The sequence below is a fragment of the Aquimarina spinulae genome, assembly GCF_943373825.1.
GTDB lineage: Bacteria > Bacteroidota > Bacteroidia > Flavobacteriales > Flavobacteriaceae > Aquimarina > Aquimarina spinulae.
In genome coordinates this window covers 3830837-3853447 of sequence record NZ_CALSBP010000002.1, presented here as the reverse complement: position 1 = coordinate 3853447, position 22611 = coordinate 3830837, and the positions used below count along the sequence as shown (strand labels likewise).

General features: G+C 32.8%; 25 protein-coding genes. 16 read left to right on the top strand and 9 right to left on the bottom strand.

Annotated features, from left to right (window positions below; translation table 11 throughout):
* Positions 1-218: 218 nt before the first annotated feature.
* The 6 genes from NNH57_RS21950 to NNH57_RS21925 all read left to right on the top strand — a co-directional run bounded on the left by NNH57_RS21950 (position 219) and on the right by NNH57_RS21925 (position 4930).
* Positions 219-1328 (top strand): serine hydrolase domain-containing protein, encoded by a 1110-nt coding sequence (locus NNH57_RS21950; RefSeq protein WP_074406593.1) that lies wholly within the window; start codon positions 219-221, stop codon positions 1326-1328.
* 8 nt (positions 1329-1336) lie between these two features.
* Positions 1337-2218: an RDD family protein gene (locus tag NNH57_RS21945; RefSeq protein ID WP_074406594.1), complete on the top strand. Its 882-nt coding sequence runs from the start codon at positions 1337-1339 to the stop codon at positions 2216-2218.
* Positions 2219-2230: 12 nt separating this feature from the next.
* A complete protein-coding gene (locus tag NNH57_RS21940; RefSeq protein ID WP_074406595.1) occupies positions 2231-2779 on the top strand; it encodes a hypothetical protein in 549 nt (182 codons plus the stop codon).
* A 157-nt stretch (positions 2780-2936) separates the two neighbouring features.
* Positions 2937-3506: a hypothetical protein gene (locus NNH57_RS21935; RefSeq protein ID WP_074406596.1), complete on the top strand. Its 570-nt coding sequence runs from the start codon at positions 2937-2939 to the stop codon at positions 3504-3506.
* 183 nt (positions 3507-3689) lie between these two features.
* Complete coding sequence (locus tag NNH57_RS21930) at positions 3690-4277, top strand: DUF3841 domain-containing protein (protein ID WP_074406597.1); 588 nt, start codon at positions 3690-3692, stop codon at positions 4275-4277.
* Between the two features lie 209 nt (positions 4278-4486).
* Positions 4487-4930: a GNAT family N-acetyltransferase gene (locus NNH57_RS21925; protein ID WP_108808803.1), complete on the top strand. Its 444-nt coding sequence runs from the start codon at positions 4487-4489 to the stop codon at positions 4928-4930.
* A gap of 165 nt (positions 4931-5095) precedes the next feature.
* On the opposite strand, the gene NNH57_RS21920 is transcribed toward NNH57_RS21925, so the two are convergent.
* Entirely contained in the window at positions 5096-5491 is a 396-nt protein-coding gene (locus NNH57_RS21920; RefSeq protein WP_234423417.1) for a winged helix-turn-helix transcriptional regulator, read from the bottom strand.
* 100 nt (positions 5492-5591) lie between these two features.
* Between NNH57_RS21920 and NNH57_RS21915 the strand changes: the two genes are divergently transcribed.
* The 9 genes from NNH57_RS21915 (at position 5592) to NNH57_RS21875 (ending at position 12959) form a co-directional block, all read left to right on the top strand.
* On the top strand, positions 5592-5960 hold the full coding sequence (locus NNH57_RS21915) for a DoxX family protein (RefSeq protein ID WP_108808802.1): 369 nt from the start codon (positions 5592-5594) through the stop codon (positions 5958-5960).
* 388 nt (positions 5961-6348) lie between these two features.
* Positions 6349-6873, top strand: a complete 525-nt coding sequence (locus tag NNH57_RS21910) for a class I SAM-dependent methyltransferase (RefSeq protein WP_254504246.1) — start codon at positions 6349-6351, stop codon at positions 6871-6873.
* Position 6874: 1 nt separating this feature from the next.
* Positions 6875-7189 (top strand): hypothetical protein, encoded by a 315-nt coding sequence (locus NNH57_RS21905; protein ID WP_254504244.1) that lies wholly within the window; start codon positions 6875-6877, stop codon positions 7187-7189.
* Positions 7179-7391, top strand: coding sequence for a hypothetical protein (locus NNH57_RS21900; protein ID WP_108808800.1), 213 nt, complete (start codon positions 7179-7181; stop codon positions 7389-7391). The genes NNH57_RS21905 and NNH57_RS21900 overlap by 11 nt, the downstream gene beginning before the upstream one ends.
* Before the next feature lie 194 nt (positions 7392-7585).
* Positions 7586-8116, top strand: a complete 531-nt coding sequence (locus NNH57_RS21895) for a dihydrofolate reductase family protein (protein WP_108808799.1) — start codon at positions 7586-7588, stop codon at positions 8114-8116.
* Positions 8117-8827: 711 nt separating this feature from the next.
* Positions 8828-9028 carry a hypothetical protein gene (locus NNH57_RS21890; RefSeq protein ID WP_108808798.1) on the top strand — a complete coding sequence of 67 codons (201 nt, stop codon included), beginning with the start codon at positions 8828-8830 and terminating at the stop codon, positions 9026-9028.
* A 798-nt stretch (positions 9029-9826) separates the two neighbouring features.
* Positions 9827-10303 carry a hypothetical protein gene (locus NNH57_RS21885; RefSeq protein ID WP_074406604.1) on the top strand — a complete coding sequence of 159 codons (477 nt, stop codon included), beginning with the start codon at positions 9827-9829 and terminating at the stop codon, positions 10301-10303.
* A 208-nt stretch (positions 10304-10511) separates the two neighbouring features.
* Positions 10512-10703 carry a cold-shock protein gene (locus NNH57_RS21880; protein ID WP_024769089.1) on the top strand — a complete coding sequence of 64 codons (192 nt, stop codon included), beginning with the start codon at positions 10512-10514 and terminating at the stop codon, positions 10701-10703.
* A gap of 363 nt (positions 10704-11066) precedes the next feature.
* On the top strand, positions 11067-12959 hold the full coding sequence (locus NNH57_RS21875) for a PAS domain-containing sensor histidine kinase (RefSeq protein WP_108808797.1): 1893 nt from the start codon (positions 11067-11069) through the stop codon (positions 12957-12959).
* Between the two features lie 166 nt (positions 12960-13125).
* Here the strand turns inward: NNH57_RS21875 and murA are convergent, their stop codons facing one another.
* The 8 genes from murA to NNH57_RS21835 form a co-directional block, all read right to left on the bottom strand.
* The gene (murA, locus tag NNH57_RS21870) at positions 13126-14442 is read right to left on the bottom strand and encodes a UDP-N-acetylglucosamine 1-carboxyvinyltransferase (RefSeq protein ID WP_074406606.1); all 1317 of its coding nucleotides are present in this window, start codon (positions 14440-14442) and stop codon (positions 13126-13128) included.
* 45 nt (positions 14443-14487) lie between these two features.
* Positions 14488-15144, bottom strand: a complete 657-nt coding sequence (locus NNH57_RS21865) for a DUF4290 domain-containing protein (protein WP_074406607.1) — start codon at positions 15142-15144, stop codon at positions 14488-14490.
* Between the two features lie 323 nt (positions 15145-15467).
* Positions 15468-15752 carry a DUF493 family protein gene (locus tag NNH57_RS21860; RefSeq protein ID WP_074406608.1) on the bottom strand — a complete coding sequence of 95 codons (285 nt, stop codon included), beginning with the start codon at positions 15750-15752 and terminating at the stop codon, positions 15468-15470.
* 87 nt (positions 15753-15839) lie between these two features.
* Positions 15840-16457, bottom strand: coding sequence for a nucleotidyltransferase family protein (locus NNH57_RS21855; protein ID WP_074406609.1), 618 nt, complete (start codon positions 16455-16457; stop codon positions 15840-15842).
* Positions 16435-17490, bottom strand: coding sequence for an XdhC family protein (locus NNH57_RS21850; protein ID WP_074406610.1), 1056 nt, complete (start codon positions 17488-17490; stop codon positions 16435-16437). Before NNH57_RS21850 ends, NNH57_RS21855 begins: the two co-directional genes overlap by 23 nt.
* Positions 17491-17497: 7 nt before the next feature.
* Positions 17498-19663 carry a xanthine dehydrogenase family protein molybdopterin-binding subunit gene (locus tag NNH57_RS21845; protein ID WP_108808796.1) on the bottom strand — a complete coding sequence of 722 codons (2166 nt, stop codon included), beginning with the start codon at positions 19661-19663 and terminating at the stop codon, positions 17498-17500.
* 20 nt (positions 19664-19683) lie between these two features.
* A complete protein-coding gene (locus NNH57_RS21840) occupies positions 19684-20145 on the bottom strand; it encodes a (2Fe-2S)-binding protein (RefSeq protein WP_108808795.1) in 462 nt (153 codons plus the stop codon).
* A gap of 280 nt (positions 20146-20425) precedes the next feature.
* Complete coding sequence (locus NNH57_RS21835) at positions 20426-21718, bottom strand: PepSY-associated TM helix domain-containing protein (protein WP_074406612.1); 1293 nt, start codon at positions 21716-21718, stop codon at positions 20426-20428.
* A 335-nt stretch (positions 21719-22053) separates the two neighbouring features.
* Between NNH57_RS21835 and NNH57_RS21830 the strand changes: the two genes are divergently transcribed.
* Positions 22054-22611, top strand: coding sequence for an AAA family ATPase (locus NNH57_RS21830; RefSeq protein WP_108808794.1), 558 nt, complete (start codon positions 22054-22056; stop codon positions 22609-22611).

The window sequence follows — 22611 nt, the reverse complement described above, 5'->3', positions numbered from 1 at the left end:
CGAAATACCAATAATGCATAAGAAAACATAGGGCTTTTGCACTTAATCGAAAGGTCAAGTTTATTTACACTGTCACCAAACACAAAATTTGGCGTTTCTAAAAAAATAAAAGTAAAATACTATATTTGGCTTATTATCAACCCGAAACATATTGCTTATCACATGTCATATCTTTCTTATACGAGACATTGTAACCAATTATCGAAATAATACGTTTTATGAGACAACCTCTTTATCTTTTATTGTTTTTTTCGTTATGCTATTCGTGCAATTCTGATGTTAAAAAGCAACAGGAAACCACAAAAGAAAAAAACCCTGTTGAACAATTGTTTTCAGAAATAGAAAACGGAAAATACCCTGCGACTAATGCCATTCTTATTTCCCAAAACGACAATCTTCTTTTTGAAAAGTACTTTAACGGTTATGGAAAAGACAGCCTGCAAGATGTTCGGTCAACTACCAAATCAATAACGGCTCTATTAACAGGAATCGCCGTGGATAAAGGAATCCTGAAAGTAGACGAACCTATTTTCACCTACCTTCCTCAATACAACAAAGATAATCTAGACAATTGGGACGATAGAAAATCTTTGATAACCGTTGAAGATTTATTGACCATGCGAACCGGAATTGGTTGCGAGCAGTTTTTTGGAGATATGGGATTTCCGGATTGTGAAGATAAAATGTTTGACCAAAAAGACTGGGTTAAATATGGCCTTGATCAAAAAATGGCTTTTTCTCCAAAGGAAAAATGGCTTTATACAGGTACGGCTCCAATGATCATGGGAGCGGTAATTAGTGATGCATCTCATGTTAGTATTGCAGAATTTGCTTCAGACTATTTATTTAAGCCTTTAGATATTACAAACCATTATCGATGGGCAAAGAATAAAATGACGGGGAGGTATTTTACTGCCGGTAATCTAAGAATATCACCAAGAAATATGCTTACCATAGGTCATATGGTCATCAATAAAGGAAAGTATAACGGAAAGCAGGTGATTTCGGAAAAAATGATCAACGTAATTTTAAGTGAAAAGGTAGAATTGCCGCAAAATTATTCTTTTTTTAATACAGCTGGCAATTCCTGGGAAGGGCAAAACGCTGCTACCTACGGTTATTATTGGTACACCGAAAAAGCAAAAATAAAAGATCGGGAAATTACATTAAAATTCACTTTCGGAAACGGAGGGAACTATATCATGCTCGTTCCTGAACTAGATAATTTGGTCATTGTTTTTACAGGAAGTAATTATGGTAAACCTATTGTAAACAAGCAGCCTTTCGATATGATGTACGCCTATGTATTACCACATTTCCTGAAATAAGAAAATAAATGACAAAAGAACAGAAAGTAAATGCCGGAATAAGAATTGTTTCGATGCTTTTTGACCATATCGTAATGGTATTTATCCAGATGTTCTTTTTTATTCCGGGAATGATTTCAGGGTTTTCGACAGCTTTTGAAATAAGTCATGAACCGACTACCACCGACATTTTTGGTTTTAATTACATTACACTTATTGGCCTTGCTCTTTATTTCTGTAAAGATTGCATACAAGGACGAAGCATTGCAAAAAGAGTCCTAAAACTTCAAGTCGTCGAAAACTCAAGCGGTAAAGTGGCTTCGCCAATTAGATGTTTTATTAGAAATATATTTTGTATCTTTTGGTTTATAGAAGTGATCGTTACCCTGGTAAACCCAAATAGGAGAATCGGTGATCTGGTAGCAGGAACAAAAGTAGTTCCGTTTAATCCTGAACACAAACAACCCAAAATTAATAGCATACAAATAGCATTTTCAATGCTTCTTGCCTATGGAATGATGATGCTTATGATGCTACCTCTTGAAGCCTGGAGATCAAGAATAAAAAGTAACCAGGTGACTTATGTCGCCAGTTCATTGAATGAACAAGCAGCAAATGAAACCAAACAACTTTTTGTAGATAGCCTGGGTACATACCTAACTTCTGATGTACGTGTTTATGACCAACTCGAACAAGATAAAGATTTGAAATATGTTTCTGTTATACTTAGGCTTAACGAAAACTACTTAGAGAATGATAACAATTATAAAGAAATCAAATCGGTAACTGTGCCTCTAATTTTGGCGAAGTTTCCCGAAGGAACTTTTGTGGGTCAGGTGCAATATGTCTATCAACAACCCCATAGTATACATACACGTACATTGACACTCGATTGGAGAAAAAAGGAATAAAAAACCTATAACATGGAAGCTGTTCAAAAAAAACACGAATATCAACTCGATAAATATACGTTTCAACAACCAGATGAAACCATAACAGTTATTGATAGAGCCGTTTTGGATATCTTATCTTATAATTATGATACCACCATTACTATTAATAGCAGTTATTTAGAAAAGGTACAGCTAATTCTGAGTTTCTTAAAAATCGAAAATATCTTTGAAATTGTTTTGGTACACGAAAATACTCGTGAAAGTACGTTTACTGAACTTCGGGGAAAAAGCGGCTATGCCGTATTGGATACATTTTTACGAATTGAGTTAGTTTCTAATCATACCGATACATACCAGATCTATGAAGGGTATAAGAAATTTAGCGAGTATGTTTCTAGTTTTGATAAAGATCTTAAAACAAGATATGAGTCACAAAACAAACAGGTAGCCAGAAAATGGAAAAAGAAACAAGAACAACTGGAGGAGGAAGAATATAAAGGGGGCATGGTTTTTATAATACTGATTGCCATTATATTTTTAGCTTCACTATATGGAATCGTTAACTATTTTGGTGGTTAGTTTCATCCTTCTTTAAAACGATACAGGAAGCTATGTCTAGAAAGTGAACCAAATCAAAAACATTAATTATAAATAACCATACAGGAAATATAAAGGACATATATCCTTTATATCTTTGTTGTACCCAATTTGACGAGCGACATAAGCAAAACTAAAAATGGAATTATATAAAAGGATTATTGAAATAGTTGATGCGAATCTGATTTATTGCCTGATTCCAATAATTCTTATATTAATGGTTGTCAAACTGACTTTAAAAAACCGATTTGAAACGAAAAAAGCTCTGAATTTAATTCGTTGGATAATCATTATTTATACAATAGTCACTTTTACTTTCTATCTAATCGGAATGGCTGTTAATCCGGATGAACACGCCTTTATCAATCGTGCAACTGGACCTTATGCTTGGGCATATTGGATGATGTTTTTAGGTGCTTTAATTTTACCTATGACTTTATTTATAAGAAAATTAGCATCAAAATTTTGGTATGTCTTATTAGTTGCATTCGGAATGAAAAGCGGAATGTATTTTGAACGTTTTGTAATTATAGTTACAAGTTTTCATCGAGATTACGGTACTGAATATTGGAATACTGGACTAATGGAATCTGCTTCGTATGGAATTGGAATATTCTTTTTGCAAGGTTTAGTAATTGTAATGCTGACATTGGGAATATTTGAAATAATAAAAAGAAAAAAAACTGGGTACAACAATGGCTATAGTTAATACGGGTTTTAGTCTTTGAGGGAAGGTCTGTCTATATTTAGAATGTACGCCAAATCTTTTGATTTGGCTTTAAAATGAAAAATTAAAACAAAATAAAAAGTTTTGGCTAAGTGCTTAATCGAAAGTTCACTACTTTTAATTCCCGTACAAACCATAGCCGAGACGTTAGCTACAATTCACTGAATGAAAATCAAACTCTGGACAATACAAAATGAAAGTGGATGGAACGAATTACAGAAGAAAGGATTTTTAATACCAAAAGAGGAGTTCGTAAAGCCTGATTTCAAATCTGGTTATGAATGGATGAAAATCCAAATGAGTAATCGGATTGGTAAACCTGAAAAAACAAATCAATTTCCTGTATGGGCTTGGTATCAACATTTTGATTCTAATAAAAGAAAACCTGATTTAAGGAAATCTGGTCATCTACCAAGCGGAACCGTTGGTTATCGAATAGAAATCGAAAAAGAACAGAAAGATATTTTGTTGTCAGATTTCATTTTATGGCATTGGCCACTTAGTTATAAAGATTATATAGCCGACTCTGAAATAGAGGCTAACGAATACGAAAAAAGACGCGGTAATGACGAGTTTGAGAAATTATCAAAACTAGAGAAAAATCTAATTGAGAAGAGTTGGGAAAAGATTTTTGACATGAATTTTGACTTAGAGTATTATACTTTACCATTTCAAGAAAAGAAAATTCAAGCTACCTTTTGGGAATTACAGCTGGAAGATGTAATTAAAGTGGATAAATTTATAGCAAAATAAAAAAAGTAGATAACATTATATAACAAAACATAGCAAGTAAGTGCCAAAATGAAAATATAAAGAATACAAAATAGATATATACTGACGCACACACATCTTTATTAGCAGTAATTCCCCACATAAAGAAACTCTATTAATTTCTTAAGCTAACAGATAAAATTTTAGAGTAGATTTGAAGCAAAAATTTACTGTTAGTCAGAACTAAGGAAATGAGACAAGAAATAGATACCATTAATAAAACAGAATACCAGGAAGTGGTAAATGTGTGGGAGTCTTCGGTTAGAGCAACCCATCACTTTTTAAAAGAAGAAGATATCGAATATTTCAAACCCCTAATCTTAAATACATACTTGGATGCGGTTGAATTAAGATGCATAAGAAACAATGGCAAGAAAATAGTTGGTTTTCTTGGTGTTGCCGAGCAGAATTTAGAAATGTTATTTATTGATCCTGAATATCGAGGAAAAAAAATTGGCAAGACATTATTAGACTATTCAATTAATAATTTAAATGTTACCAAAGTTGACGTGAATGAACAGAATGAACAAGGAGTTGGGTTTTATAAACATTGTGGATTTGACGTAATAGGTCGCTCTGAATTGGATTCCTCTGGAAAGCCTTACCCGATTTTACATATGGAATTGAAGAAATAAAACGAATGCCAATATGGTATAGTGTATAATTAATAACGGTTCAAACGGCAAAACGAAAATATAAGCATAATGAATACAAAATGAATATATGTGTACTGGTACATATATTCTTTTGTTGTATACAATTGAGTAAGTTAGTTCTTAGTATATTCAGTGATTAATTCCCTAGCATTTGTCCCAGGTTTGTCCTTCTATATTAAATACCTTTTTTCTGTGTTCTACACCCCAACGATACAATTCACTCATCACAGATTTACACGTTTTTCCGTATTCTGTAATGCTGTAAGTAACAGTAATCGGACGGGTATCTTCTACCTTTCTGATGATCAATAAATTCTCCTCGAGAAACTTTAATTCTTTCGACAACATTTTTGGTGTTATCCCTTCTACAATACGCTCTAACTCTTTAAAACCACAAGTCTCGTAAAAAGTAAGTGCCGAAATAATTGGGATCTTCCACTTACCACTAAAAACCTCTAGTGCATCTCGAACTGGTACCATGTAATTACCAAAATGCTCCTTCATTGGAATTTTTATATCCTTCCCTTCTTTGTTTTTCATATCGCTATACTTTTGGATACCACTATATTTTATATAGTTACTTTCCAAATTAAAGCAATCGAGCTAAATTTGCCAAACAAAACAGTAAATAAATTTTAAGATGAAAAAAAGAGATTTAATAATCTACCGTGTAGCAACGGCCTTATTTAGTTTAATGCTTCTAGCCGGAGCTATCACCTATTTTGTCCAATACGAGATGGTAAGTAAAATGTTCACTAGCTTAGGTGTTCCCACCGAAATAATATATCCTCTGGCCATAGTAAAAATACTGGGGATATTGGCGATTTGGCTGATCAAAAACCCGGTAATCAAAACATTAGCCTACCTGGGATTCGCACTTGACCTCGTCTTTGCAATAATTGCCCATTTAAATGCTGGTGACGGTCAAGCCATTGGCCCAGCTATTCCACTTGCCTTGTTGATCATATCTTATGTGTTTTATAGGAAAAAAAGGCAAGTACTTAACTAAAACATTGACGTGTACTCGTTGGGAGTAAAAGTTAGCAATCTATGCATAAGAAAAATCAAAAAGCAAAGTAACAGTTACCCAGCTACGACACAAATATTAAACGTTAGCAGTAATTAAAACCAACTACTACAAAAAAATTAATTCAGAATTAATATCTTTATAGTCTGTTATACTGATTTCACATATTACCAGAGTCTTAACTAAAAAGACATTCTCTATACAACGAGAAATTAATGCATTATAAATCCTCGGATTTTACAATGTATAGGTAATCATATCCAATTATTTTATCAAATTTCAACAATAGTAATCGATTAAAAATCAATTGCTTTATCACTTTGTAATGCATTTTGCATTTCGAAATGTGATGATAATACAATGATTAAAAATGAATAGTAAACAGTTAATAAGCAGAAATATAGAACTATTTTATAATACAGCTTCTGAAGAGACTAGGCTTAACAAAGGAATGGGTGTTTTTGAATTTGAGAGAATCAAATCGCTCATAGAAAAATATATTTCAAGCTCACCTTTAAACATAATTGACATTGGCGGGGGAACAGGGAAATATTCAGAATGGCTTGCCAACAAAGGACACCAGGTACATTTGGTCGAGCCTATTCCCAAACATATAAAAATAGCGCAAAAGAGGGCCGATAAATTAAAAAACAGATTTTCTGTTCATTGGGGAGAATCTCGAAAACTCGAATTTCCTAATAATTTTGCCGATCTCATACTGCTGCATGGCCCTTTGTATCATCTTCAAAAAAAAGAAGATAGAGCGCTAAGTATTCGAGAAGCGAAACGTGTTTTGAAGAATAACGGAATCATTTTGGGTTTTGCCATTAATTATACCGCATCTACCCTGGTAGGTCTTTTAAATGGGCTTATTCATAAAAAAAACATTTTTTGAAATGTGTAAAGATGAATTGACAAATGGAATACACAATCCGCCAGATGATTTCCCCTGGCTTTTGGCAGAAGCATATTATCATAAACCAGAACAGCTTAAAAACGAATTTATAAGTCAAGAATTAACGTATCTTACTACTTATGCGGTTGAAGGAATGGCCTGGTTAGACAAAAATTATTTCACGAATATGTTGAATGACAAAAAGAAAGAAACATTATTAGAACTTATGCAGATTACAGAAAACGACAGCTATCTTTTGCCTTTTAGTCCGCATATGATGATAGCCGTAAAAAAACAAACAACGTATGGAAAATAAAGAAAAATATTATAACGCATTAATTGAAAACAATGGCCGATTAAACGAAATCGACCTTGGTGAAAAACTCGGTTTTGATGAAAAAAAAACCAGAGAAATAATTGTTCGACTACTATCTGAACATAAAATTGAATATTTAGAGAATGGAGCTTGCGATTATAGTCTTATAAAAACAGTGAAAAGGAAAAATAAAAAAACATAATACCATTATATATATTCATAACAACTAAGTATAAATCAAACGACTCTTATCTTTTTGGTAAAAGATAATACTTATGATAAAAAAGTTAGCAATCAATGTGAGAAAAACCAAAAAGCAAGGTAACAATTTGCGCTACTTCGATACTTACTTATACTGTTGTGATTAATGTAGAAATTCTAAAAATATAAAATCATATGCAAAAAATTGTTTATTACGTAGCAAGTTCTCTCGACGGATTTATTGCAGGCAAGAACGACGACATAAGTCAATTCATACTTCAAGGGAAGGGAGTTGAAAAATATCAGGCCGAGCTTTTAAAATTTGAAACTGTAATAATGGGAAGAAGAACGTATGAGTTTGGTTTTCAATATGGGCTTCAGCCGGGGCAAGCTGCCTATCCAAATATGGAACATTACATTTTTTCGGATTCAATGAAAATTGAAAACCTGGCAAACTCTGTTCATATTGAAAAAAAATCAATTCATCGAGTAAAGGAAATTAAAGCAAACTCTAAAACAGATATTTATCTATGTGGTGGTGGAGACTTTGCAGGCTGGCTTTTGGATAATGATTTGATTGATCAGCTTAAATTAAAACTTAACCCAATAATTATTGGAGATGGAATTCGTTTATTTGGTAATTCTATAACAAACAAAAAATGGAGGTTGATCGAAAAAGAAGCTTTTGATGATGGACTTCTGATCTTAACTTATGAAAAAGAATAATATAAAATAACGAACCAAAAAAAAATATTAAAACGTTATTTACGATTAATGGGATGAAATTATTTGGAAGAAATAAAAAAAGAAAATGGGGAAGTACAGTAATGATGAATGGCATTTACTATGCACATCTAAACAACAAAATATATTCTTATCAAAGCGGTAATCGCATATATTCTGGAGAAAGGAACTTAAGAGCTAGTACCTTAATATTTCAATAAACTAATTTAAAGATATCACACTTACTGTGCTTGGTTTTTAGGAAGAAACAGTTTAATATCTTTTTAAAGACTTGAGCATCTATTGATTCCTTGAAACCAAGATTCATAATAAAATAATGTTTAATTTTTCCCCAAGTAAATCTACCAATTATAAACTTTCCTTCCACACTTATGACAACACTTACTTTCTGGGGTTAATAATTTTATAAGGTTACCAATACACAGATTATTCTTTTTCGTCCTCCATTTGAAGAATCGATATGCCAGCCATTTTTTTATCATAACTCTAAGATACAATAGGATTATTTTATATTCTTTTCGTTTTCCACAGGGTTTATTAAATTAAAATAGTTTCCATTCCAAAATCATGTTTCTCTCACTTATAAATTTAGTTAAATCACTTATCCAAATTTCCTCTACACTTATAAAACGCCCTCAATAAGGTCGTTTAATAACTATACTTTAGAAGTATGTTTAACTTTTAAATCATATTATGAAAAGTACTCTTAAAGATCTCAGAAAATTTAAATTATCTAACCTATCGGCTATTAATGCCGGAAACATGAGTTTAACCCTTGATCCTACAAGTTGGACTTGTGAAAAAACTGTTAATGGAAGGACTTTGGAACAGGATGTTAAAAATGCAGACTTTCTTATGAACCATGGATGGAAATGTTACCCGGTTTACGGATAGTTCTATGTAAACATACTCATCCTATTTTTAGTTAAATTTAAAATAGGGTGAGTTCATAGATTAGTTTTGATCTTAGATTAAAAGCATATAATCTAGTGATAAAAGAGGATAATCTAATGTAAACCTATTAGAAGTGTATTCTATCAAAGACGCATACTATTACTTAAGAGAGCTCTAAGTAACCATCTTCTTACCTTACCTCTTATATATACATTTCAGCAATAAACATAAAAAAAGGGATTACCAAAAAATAATCCCTCTCATAGATTTAAAAAACAAATGCCCAAAATTTGTTATATCTCTATTACTTACGAATTGCATAACTAGAAGCCTTAGGGAGTTCTCTTAAAAAATTTACAATACTCTTAAAATTCAACCCAAAAGTGGAATAAAAATGATTCATGATTGTGTGATTTAAGGTTAATTACCTGTAATATAATAAGTTATTAACAATAAACCAAATTATTTGTTGATTTATTGTTAATAATTTGTTTAAAACTAAAATAAATCTGTTATAATACATTATTTATTCACTTTAATTAATAATTAACACGTAAAAACCTACTTTTATTGTTAATAACTATGTTAATAACTTCGGAAAGCCTTATACACCAACAGCATACATATCAAACAGTTATCAAAAAAAGCACAAAAACATGAAGTCACACTGGTATAAAAGGAGCAAAGTATCGATATACCATTATTATAAGTTAAAAATGAGTTAGCGGGCTAGAAACTATTGTTTTATTTAAATTGCATACAGGAAATGTATCACCATAAAACAAGCACTACGTATAGATGAAAACTGCTACCGTAAAAGAACTAAAAACCGAATTAACAGATCGTTCGCATCAGGAGCTTATAGAATTATGTCTTCGTCTATCCCGATTTAAAAAAGAAAACAAAGAATTACTTACCTATTTATTATTCGAATCGACTCATGAAGAAGAATATATCATAAGCATACAGAGAGAAATTGATGAACAATTCGAAATCATCAACACCGCATCATATTATTATATTAAAAAAAGTATTCGAAAAATTTTGCGTACGATAAAGAAATATATTCGATATTCGAAAAACAAAGAAACCGAAATAGAATTACTTCTTTATTTTTGCAAAAAGTTAAAAAACTTCACTCCTTCTATACAAAACAATACGGTTCTCAAAAACATCTATCATCGCGAAACATCGGCTATCAAAAAGAAGATTACAGTACTGCACGAAGATTTACAATATGATTATACATTAGAATTACAAAAACTATATTTTTAAGTAATTATATAATATCTAATCATCTATATTTCATAATTATACCTACTATAGGAATCACCAATAATTGATAAATTAACAATTTTATACCTATATTAGCAATAAACACTTAAAATTTGTGTTAACAAGTAAAGTAAAAAACATCTTGATGATGATCATTTAGATATTTGGCGTTATCTTTGATTTTTATTAACTAATTTAAATTTTAACAATGAATAAAGGAACAGTAAAATTTTTCAACGATGCCAAAGGATTTGGATTTATCACTGAAGAAGATTCTAACAAAGAACATTTCGTACACATCTCTGGACTAATCGATGAAATTCGAGAAGGTGATGCAGTAGAATTTGATTTGCAAGAAGGCAAAAAAGGATTAAACGCAGTAAATGTAAAAGTAATTTAATATATACTACTTAATTTTTTAAAGCACTACAACCTGTCAAAAATGACAGGTTTTTTTTATCTATACCATAACCTAAATTCTATTTTGAGTACTTTATAAGCATATCTTCTCATTTAAAAAAAATCAAAATAAACGTAACTGAAGTAAAAACAAACTGTAAATCAATATAATACACATCTAAACTCCTTTTTTTTGCGTAATCACAAGTAATAATTACTAATTAAAAATCGTTTTTTAAGGGATTATATATCTAATGTTTTAACAATTGTTCGTAGCTTTAAGGGGCTTAAAAATTATATGCTATACACAAATAGGTTAACCAAAGAATCTAAAAACGCCTATTAAATGTAGCATTAGACTCTTATGGACACACTAATTTTCTATCAAATCTTAATTTTTCTTTTTCAAGGATTTGTTGTTGCCTTCCTAATATTACTACTATTTCGTTTGCGAACGATAATAGGTTTAGGAGTGCTATTCGCTTCTTTGGGATTGTTTCAGTTTGTACAGGTTTTTATGGCCAGTACACTTTATTTCAAAATATCTGATGCTATCGTGGTTTCTCCAGGTTCATCTGTTTTATTTTCTGCTACACTTTTTGCCATACTTCTAATATACATCAAAGAAGATGCAACTACAGCTCGAAAATTAATTTACGCATTAGTTATAGCCAATATTGTATTATGCTTTCTTTTACTCGCTTTTAGAATGAATATGGAAGGAGCATATAGCTATAATCCTTTCGAAATCTCTACAGATTTCTTCTACACAAATGTACTGGTACTATTTGTAGGAACAGGAGTACTTTATCTGGATGCAATATTGATCATATTTTTATACGAATTTATTTCAAAACATACTTCTAGCTTATTACTTAGAGTAATGTTTACTATGGTATTAGTACTTAGTTTTGATGCTATCTTTTTTACACTAGGTTCGTTTTGGTATTTTGAAAACATACCAAAACTCTTGTTATCAGGATTATTATCAAAGGGATCTATGGCTATTTTTTATAGTGTTATATTTACGTTATATCTAAAGTATTTTGAAAAAGAAACCTACCATGTAAACTATCTTACTTTTAAAGATATTTTTCATTCTCTAACGTACAAACAAAAATATGAAGTTGCCGAAAAAGCAGCTCAATTTACCAAAGGCAGATATCAAACATTAACCAATCTGATACCAGTAGGTGTATTTATGACTCAAAGCGATGGAAAAACCATATTTGTTAATCCAAAATGGTGTTCTATCTCGGGACTATCACAAGAAGAAGCCCTAAATGACGGATGGCTTAATGCAGTACACCCAGAGGATAGAAGAAAACTAAAACAAGGATGGTATGCAGCTACAGGTAAAAAAGAAACCTCTGATGCCGAATACCGATTTCTTAAACCCGATGGTACGGTAACCTGGGTATTAGGTCGTGCTATACCCGAGTATAATGATAAACATCAAATTATTGGGTATGTTGGTACTCTAACAGATATCACAGATATTAAGTTATACGAAATTGAATTAAGTCGATTAAAGGAAAAAGCTGAAGAAAGTGATCGCCTTAAATCTGCTTTTCTTGCCAATATGAGCCACGAAATAAGAACTCCAATGAATGGTATTCTTGGTCTTGCAGAACTCTTAAACGAACCAAAACTTACTGGTGACGAACAACAACTGTACCTGGATCTTATTAAAGAAAGTGGAGCACGCATGCTTAATATTATCAGGGATATTATCGATATCTCCAGAATAGCCGCAGATCAGGTTAAAGTCAATATCGAAGAGGTTGATATCAACAAACAAACCAAGTATTTATTTGACCTCTTTAAACCGCAAACAGATAAAAAGGATATTGTACTATCATTATCAAATGATTTGTCGACAGAAGATGCAATCATCAAAACCGACAAAGAAAAATTTAATGCAATCCTTTCTAACTTAATAAAAAATGCTATTAAGTACACGAATGAAGGAGGAATTGAATTTGGATATCTAAAAGATAAAGATATTCTTCAATTTTATGTAAAAGATACTGGTATGGGGATCGCAAAAGATCGTCAGAAAGCTATTTTTGAACGATTTGTACAGGCAGATCTCGAAGATCGTTATGCGCTAGAAGGTGCAGGTATTGGATTATCTATTGCCAAAGCTTATGTCGAAATGCTAACAGGAAAAATTTGGCTAGAAAGTAAAAAAGGTAAAGGATCTACATTCTATTTTACTATTCCATACACCAAAGTATCTCAAACAACGGTCTAATTCTTAGCATTAAAAACAATACATTTCTAAAATACAATTCAAAGAAATTAAAAATACCAAAACTCTTTTTTGGCCTTTACGCAATCTTTTAAACCATAAGTGATGGCATATGATTGAAAGGCCTGCAGCTAGTTATCTAATCTCTTGCGGCAAAAATATGTATCTATTACGCCTTAACCCTAATAATCTTAGCTCCTATTGCTCTAAGGCGTTCATCAATGTTTTCATATCCACGATCAATTTGTTCGATATTATGAATAGTTGATGTTCCCTTGGCACTTAATGCTGCGATTAATAATGATATTCCGGCTCTAATATCGGGAGATACCATTGTAGTTGCTTTTAATGTAGATTGAAAATCATGGCCTATAATTGTAGCTCTATGTGGATCACATAAAATAATTTTTGCTCCCATATCAATAAGCTTATCTACAAAGAATAAACGACTCTCGAACATCTTTTGGTGCACCATTACTTCTCCTCTGGCTTGAGTAGCTATAACCAAAACGATACTCAATAAATCGGGGGTAAATCCAGGCCATGGAGCATCAGCAATGGTCATAAATGAACCATCAATATAACTTTCGATCTGGTATCCATTCGTATGTGCAGGGATATAAATATCATCTCCTACCCGCTCCAGGGTAATCCCTAATTTTCTAAACGTATTTGGGATCAATCCCAGGTTTTCCCAACTTACATTTTTAATAGTAATTTCACTTTTTGTCATAGCAGCTAGTCCTATCCATGATCCAATCTCGATCATATCGGGTAGTACACGGTGTTCACATCCACCTAAAGCTTTAACCCCATCAATCACTAACAAATTAGAGCCCACGCCAGAGATTTTTGCTCCCATAGCATTAAGCATCTTACATAACTGCTGTAAATAAGGTTCACAAGCTGCATTATAAATTGTAGTTGTGCCTTTAGCAAGTACAGCTGCCATTACAATATTTGCAGTACCGGTTACCGAAGCTTCATCAAGTAACATATAGGTACCTGTTAAACCTTCTGGTGCCTCTACACCATAAAAACGTTCTTCCTTATTATATCTAAATTCTGCCCCAAGGTTAATAAACCCTTCAAAGTGGGTATCCAAACGTCTTCTTCCTATTTTATCACCTCCCGGACGAGGAATATATCCTTTACCATACCTTGCTAACAAAGGTCCAACAATCATAATAGAGCCTCTAAGACCACTTCCTTCTTTCTTAAACTGTTCACTCTCCAGGTACTCTAAATTAAGTTCATCACTCTTAAAAGAGTATTTCCCTTTTTCTAATTTTTGAATTTTCACTCCTAAATTTCTGAGAATGTCTATTAATTTATTTACATCTCGTATATCAGGAATATTAGAAATTATAACTTCTTCTGGTGTTAATAATACTGCGCAAAGAATTTGTAAGGCTTCATTTTTGGCGCCCTGAGGTGTAATTTCCCCTTTGAGCTGATGCCCTCCTTCTATCTGAAAAGTACCCATGTAATCGTTAGTCGTTAGCGGTTAGTAATTGGTAGTTGATTAATTTTAATAGCGTTTTTTACCACGATTGTTTCGGTAATTCTTTTTACCGCTATTATTACTATTTGTTGTCGTATGTTTTTTCTTTTTTCCTCTCATTAAATTTGAAGAATCTGTAAGATTTTCATTACTTCCTTTAAGATCTATTTTACCATCACTTAGTTCAAAAAGATGGTTAAATATCGCACTATCCTCTACCGTATCTTTATTCCAGTTCAGATAGCATTTTTTCATATGATTTGCAATTGTTAAAGTAAGTGCATTTTTTAAATCGCCATCTTCCCAACCATTTGCAACATCTATCATTCGTTTAATATTGTTTCCGTAAAAACGATATTTTGGGAAATTTTGGGGATATTCAAGAGGTTCTGGTCTTTCCTGTAATTTTTCTTTAGTCAATACAGGAAAAGGAGTATCTACATCTAATTTAAAATCACTCATTATAAACAGCTGATCCCATAATTTATGCTGAAACTCAGGCACATCTCGTAAATGCGGCTGCAGATTACCCATTACTGCTATAATCGACTTTGCAACCTTATTACGTTCTTCACGATCTTCGATAGTAACCGTATGGTTTATCATTTTCTGCATATGACGACCATATTCTGGGATAATGAGCTTTTCGCGCTCGGTATTGTATTCTATATTATATATATCCATAAAATGTATGTGAAAATTGTGTAGAGATAGCCTAAAAAATCAATATGTAAGTTGTTGTGAATATAAGTTCTTGAAAACTATTTATAAGTAATTATGTATAACCTCTTTAGATTCAGTTTGACAATTGATTACTTTTTGGACTATTCTATAATTCGTTTCGCAAAATACTAAAATAAAATAAGTAAGCTACTGTCAATACTATATTTTATTTATTAATCAATGGTATTTAACAAAGAAAACAGGTAATAAAGTCATCTCAACTTTTATGCTCACCTATAAATTGGCTGTTTTACCTCTTTACGATATCTGGTACAACCTAAATACTATAATGAAATTACTCCCTCTACTTTTTCGGCAACTTCTTTATATTTAGCAATCACCTGATCTGGATTTTTCATTCTAACATTGATAGATACACTAGTATATTTACCATTTTTAGATTGTTTTGTCTGAATTACCGCACCCAGGTTATCAAAAATTGATTCGATTTGTTCAATTTTTTCTGTATTTGTAGGTACAATAAATTTATATAAATATGAAGTTGGCCATAGTGATGTATCTGCCAACTGCTCTTTTAATTTTTTATAAAATTCTTCAGGGTCTTTCATAGTAACATGTATCAGATCAAAATTTAGGCCAAAGATACATCTTATGATTTATAAAAACGAAGTTACACAGAAACTCCTTTTGCTTTTTTAAGAAGAAAAATTGCTTTTTATCATAGCATGATATTGTGCTATCGTATCAATATCTACTCCTTTATCGAGAGCATCAACTGTATGTATATGATCTATATGCTTTTTAACAATGTATCGTGCACCAAAATCTGCCTGTAATTGCACTAATTCGCAGAAATATTGAGATGGGATAATTGCAGGAACCCCAACGCCAGAACCTAAATCTGTAGCAGTAATAACACCTGGTTCTTTACTAAATTGAGTGATTAATGCATTAAAATGAATTGTCTCTAATAGTGGTTGATCTACCAGTGAAATTAGCACTCCGTCATACGACAATTTGTCTTGTTGTATAGCCTTAATTCCAGAACGTATTGTAGAACCCATTCCCGATTGCCATTCTGCATTTCTGAGTATGGTAACAGGAAAATGACAAATCTCTTTATATACGGTCTCGTAATGCGCTCCCAAAACCACATAGATTGAGGTTTCTTTTATTAGTAGTGCCCTCTCTATAGCGTGACCAATTAATGTAGTATTACGCCATGGCAACACCTGTTTTGGTTCTCCCATTCTACTAGAAGAACCTGCTGCAAGGATAAGTTGTGCTATTTTAGGTTTTGGTGGGAATGGCATTTATTTTTTTCCTTTTGGGATCATCATGAATCGCTCCTTTCTTCTCCTGTAATGGTATCGGGTTTTGACCTCTGATCACAGACAATATTTCAGCAATTATAGAAATTGCAATTTCCTGAGGAGTTTCTGCCCCTAGATTTAAACCGGCAGGACCATGAATAGCATCGAGAAATCTATCGGTAACCTCGGGAAAATACTCTATAAAAGCAGACAATAGCTTTTCTCTACGCTGCGCGGGTCCCAATAATCCGATATACACCGGGCTGGTTTCTTTTAACGCCTGAAGATATAATAAATCTTTAGCAAAATTATGAGACATTAGAATGATAGCTGTCTGATCATCTATATGATCTATATTCAAATCTTCTGGAGCACTATGAATTATCTCTTTAGCTCCCGGAAAATCTTCTAGTTTTTTAGAATGTTGTGGCGAACCTACGATATCTACTTCCCAACCAGTAGCTGATGCCAGTTTACATAACTGCGCTGCATCGTGCTCGGTACCAATAATTATTAATCTGAAACAAGGTTGCATTTCCCTCACAAAACTCTCTAAACAATCATCTGGCCTGGTATCTTGCGAAAAACAAAATGCCTGATCTCCTTTAAATTGAACAATAGATCCCATAGTAGAGATTTCTTGTTCTGTTTTTGAGTACCATGATTTAATTTCAAACGGTACTCTCGATTTTAAGTGTCTTTGTATTGTCGTAATCTCAATAGTACTAATATCAAAAGTTTCAATCAAAATATACAATAGTCCTTCGCATCCCAGCCTATATTTACCATCGTAGGTCATCATTTTGGATTCTCCGGAAACGAAAACAGATTGTGCTTGTCGTAACACTTCTTTTTCAACACATCCCCCACTTACAGCACCTGTCATTTTTCCATTTTGAAGAATGAGCATACCCACTCCTGGTCTTCTATAAGAAGACCCTTCTACATCTACTACTGTAGCCATAACAGCAGGTATTCCCTGCTGTTTGGCTTTATGATAAGATTCTATTATTTCTTTGAATTCGTGTGTCATAAGCGTACTATCCCAATGGCGCTTTGGAGTTCATATTTTTAATAAAAGGTTGCTTATACAATCGTATTCCTTTTGCTGCCTTAATTGCATTTGCTACAGCTGCTCCTGCAGGAGGTAATGTGGGTTCTCCTAGTCCTGTTGGGGCAATATCACTTTCTATAAAATGTGTTTCGACCACAGGAGTTTCATTAATACGAATTAAACGATAGGTGTTAAAATTCTTGTCTTGCGGCACTCCATCTTTAAATGAAAAATCACCATACATCGCATGGCCTACACCATCAATAACTCCTCCCTCGATCTGGTTTTTGGCTCCGAGTGGGTTCACTACAATTCCGCAATCAACAACACAAGTAACTTTTTTTACCACAGGTACATCATTCTCTAATACTACATCTGCTACCTCTGCTACATGAGTATTATGGCAATAATATGCACTAAACCCCTGATAAGTTCCTTCTTTTGCTTTTCCCCATCCTGATTTATCTACAGCTACTTGTATTACTTTCTCTAATCGTTCTGGTGAATACTGGATTCTATCATCTGTAGTTCCTTTTACTTTCTGTAGTAAGTCCAAACGAAGTTGAATACGATCAATTTCTAATAGTTCGGCCAATTCATCAAAGAAGCTTTGTTCTGCAAAAGATAAGAAATTAGTATACGGGGCTCTCCACGCTCCTGTTGTAATTTCACTATTATAATTAGCAACATCTACCTGATAATTTTCAATAGCTCCTGCCGGGAAAAAGTTAGGAATCAACCCATACATATTCGAATTTACAGAAGCTTCCTTAAGATGATATCCACTAATTTTACCATCTTTAATTGATGCACTGATTTTATATTTTATTGCCGGACGATATATCCCTGCAGACATATCATCTTCTCTAGAGTATACTACTTTGACAGGTTTTTGGGCAATTTTTGATATTTCTGCTGCTTCCAAAGCAAAATCACCATAGAGTCGTCTTCCAAAACCTCCTCCCATTCTGGTCATTTCTACAGAAACATCTTCTGGATCGCGCTCTAACAAATTAGCAACTCTACGTGCTGTACCTGCTGGTGTTTGTATAGGGCCGACCAAACGAATTTTTTCTGGAGTAACATCTGCAAAGAAATTCATGGGCTCCATACAATTATGAGGTAAGAATGGAGACTCATAAGTTCTCTCGATCACCTGATCTGCCTGAGCAAATGCTTTTTTAACATCTCCATCGGCACGCAGCGTATTAAATTCTTTACCATTAAGAAGGTCCTTCAATATTTTATCATGATCTTCTGTGTTTTCTAATTTTGAACCTGAAGTCCAATTCGCTTTCAATGCTTTTTTTCCTTTCATTGCGGTCCAGGTATCTTTTGCTAAGACTGCAATTTTATTTCCAAACTTGACCACATCATGAACTCCCGAAATTGCTCTAACAGCAGTATCATCAAAATCAATCAACATTTTACCAAAAGCAGGAGGTCTTAATACCGAAGCATATACCATTCCATCTTCTTTATAATCCATTCCGTAAAGAGACTTTCCGGTAATAATCTTATCCACATCTACATTAGGAATATCTTTTCCTATGATTTTAAAATCTTTAGGATCTTTTAATGTTATATTTTCTGGTACTTCAAGGGCTGCCGCTTCTTTAACGACTTCTCCGTATCCAAGTTTATCGCCATTGGCATTTATAATTACTCCATTTTCCGTTTTACATTCTGAAGCATCTACTCCCCATTTGGCTGCTGCTGCATTAACTAACATCTGTCTGGCTGTAGCTCCCGTTTGGCGTAGTGGTTCCCACCCTTGCCTTAACGATTGGCTTCCTCCGGCTACTTGTCGTGTAAAATTTTTGGTATCCAATGCTCCTTGTGCTACATGAACATTATCCCATGATACATCAAGTTCTTCTGCAATAAGCATAGGCATAGATGTCTTAACCCCCTGGCCTATTTCTGGATTTGGGGAGAAGATAGTTACCATACCGTTATCGGCTATTTTGATAAAGGCATTAAAATCATTAAAGTTTAATTGAGAAATATCAATAGGTATATCAACAGGTGGTGTTGCTTCAGGTTTACATGCCTGAAATAAATTAAACCCAATTAACATTCCGCCACCAGCCAATGCCGATGTTTTTATAAATGACCTTCTACCGAATGAAGGTGATGCATTATTTTTCATACGTTTAAAATTTAAATGGGTTAACTCATTTTACTGGCAGCAACTTCTACAGCTTCTTCTATTCTGTTGTAAGATGCGCATCTACATATATTACCGCTCATTGCATCCCTGATCTCTGATTTATTTGGGTTTGCATTTTGTTTTAAGAAAGCAGCGGCAGACATCATTTGCCCCGCCTGGCAGTATCCGCATTGTGGTACATCTACTTCTTTCCAGGCTTGTTGAACAGGATGTGAAGCATCTTCAGATAAGCCTTCGATCGTAGTAATTTCTGCATTTTCTACCATAGAAACCTGAAGTAAGCAGCTTCTGTTAGCAGAACCATCTACATGTATGGTACATGCACCACATTGACCTATACCACAGCCAAATTTGGTACCAACCATATCAAGGTGATCTCTTAATATCCATAAAAGAGGAGTATCCTGATCAGCCTCGACACTATGAGATTGACCATTAATTTTTAAATTATAAACAGGCATAAGTTTTAATTTTTAAAATTTGTGTTTAACTAGTCTAAATAAAGCAAATACGTATCAATTGCTATTGAAGTTACTAAAAATTCACTTTGTTGATTCAACTTTAACAGATCATTACAAATAATTATGATTCCTGAAAATCAATTTATATACATAATATTCGCTTCTTATTAATATGGCATATATACTATATCATTCTATACAAAAAATTTAGTGTATTAAAATCCATCTATTTTCGATTTAGCATTTACTAACTGTATTTTATAACACGATATGGAGCGAGCTAATTAATTTTATTTTCTACACTTCTCGTCTTTCTTATTTTAAAAACTAATAAATAATATAACAAAGCAAATACTGCTGTCCAGAAAATAAAGATTACACAATGGGCCAAAATAGTAGCTTCATATCTTGTCTGTAATCGTTTTAGCATAAAGTAAAACAAACAACTAGTAATTATCGTATTTATAGCGTTTACAGATATCTTTTCAATCCTACTTTTTTGTTTTAATCGAGCCTTTCTCTTTAAAGAAATATAGATCCCAGAAAGTATTAATGTTGAGACAATTAACCCAAAAATGAACCAAATTATTTTAGTTGTTATCCCACCCCAATACCCAAAGTGCAAAGGATCTACTATATCATTAATCCACATAATAGTACTGCTCTTTGCTGCACTTTGAATATGTTCTATTTTATAGTTATATGGATTAATATATACGCGGTTAGCCCTTTGTCTAACTAATGGAATAGTACTATTTCCCATTACATATATTGTTTCTGTAGAATCAATAGCTGGAGAAATGTTTTTTACTTTAAAATGAGGAATAGCTTTTTCTGCAATCTTAACTGCTTTATTATAATCTATATCAAAAGGGAACAAACTCTTCTTTTCATTTTGATAATTGAGTATATCTAATTTTATATGCTTAGGATTTACCATTGGTTTAATACCAGCAACATTTGCACGTTCAGCAAAATACCAGCTACTAATGATCACAATAAGAAAAATAAAAGGAATAGTCCATAAACCAACTAACCGATGTAAGCTTCTACTAAACTTGTTTCCTCCATTTTTCACATCGAGCACAAAAAATTTCTTCCACCAGGATTTATAAAAATAAAGAGCAGAGATTACAGAAACAAGGATAAGAAATCCAAAAAGTAAGACAATGTAATTTCCTATTTGAAAAGGTATAAAGAGATAATAATGTAAATCTCTTAGGTAGAGTTGAGCCGTAAGACTTGTCTCTCCTTGAATTTCTCCTGTATAAGGGTTTGCGAATACAAACGAAAGTTTTTCACCCTCTTCTTTATACAATAAATCACATAGGTAAGGCTCATCATGTCGTATCCAATAGGTAATTTTAGCTTTTGGATATGTCTTTGCAAAATTACTTGAAATGATATTTCTCGAGACGTAAGTCGATTGTGGTGTGGCTCTATAGTTTGATTGAATTAACCAATCTAACTCATGACTAACAGTTGAGATTGTTCCAGAAAAACATACTACAAAAAAAAGTAGGCCTAATTGTGTCCCAATCCATCCATGTATTAAAAATAACTTCTTTTTCACTTTGTATAATATACATGTTTAACATAAAGTAAGACAATCATATTCTCTGTATAAAATCTTTTTGCTGAATAACTCGATTACTTCTTCAAATTGAATATCTATCTCGATATCCCGTGAAAAACTGAATATTTGTATTTCATCGAGACTTAGATGTTATTCAGAGCGTATAATGATCCGTTTTGCCCTAATACATAAAAAATATAATTTTTTATATCTAATTTCTCTAATTTCCTTACTATACATCAAACTGTTTCGGTTTGTTAGAATAGAAAACTTTAAACAACTTCTTTTCAAAATCCTTTTATAATTCCGAAATTTGCATCAAAATTATTCCTTTGACAAAGAAAAGAATTGTAATTACCGGAGCACCGGGAACAGGTAAGACCTCAGTTATCCATAAACTTGAAGAAGCAGAATTTTTCTGTTTTCATGAGATTATACGAAGTATGACTCAGGAAGCATTAAAAAGTAATGACTCTAAGGCTATTGTTTCTAATCCTATAATTTCTGTCTCTGACCCCTATCAATTTAATACACAAATCCTTAACGGAAGGGTTGATCAATTTAAAGAGGCTGTATCCCAAAAAGAAGATCTTACATTTTATGATAGAGGTATCCCAGATGTTTTGGCGTACATGAACTATTTTAACCAATCCTACGACGATAATTTTATAAATGCTTGTAAGAATCATACGTATGATCAGGTTTTTTTACTACCGCCATGGGAAGACATCTATGTATCAGACAATGAGCGTTATGAAAGCTTCGAACAAGCAAAAGAAATTCATCATCATCTGTTTGAAACGTATAGTCAATTAGGCTATGATTGTATCGAAGTACCTTTTGGATCTGTGCAGGAACGTTATGATTTTATTCTCAAAAACATAAAATAA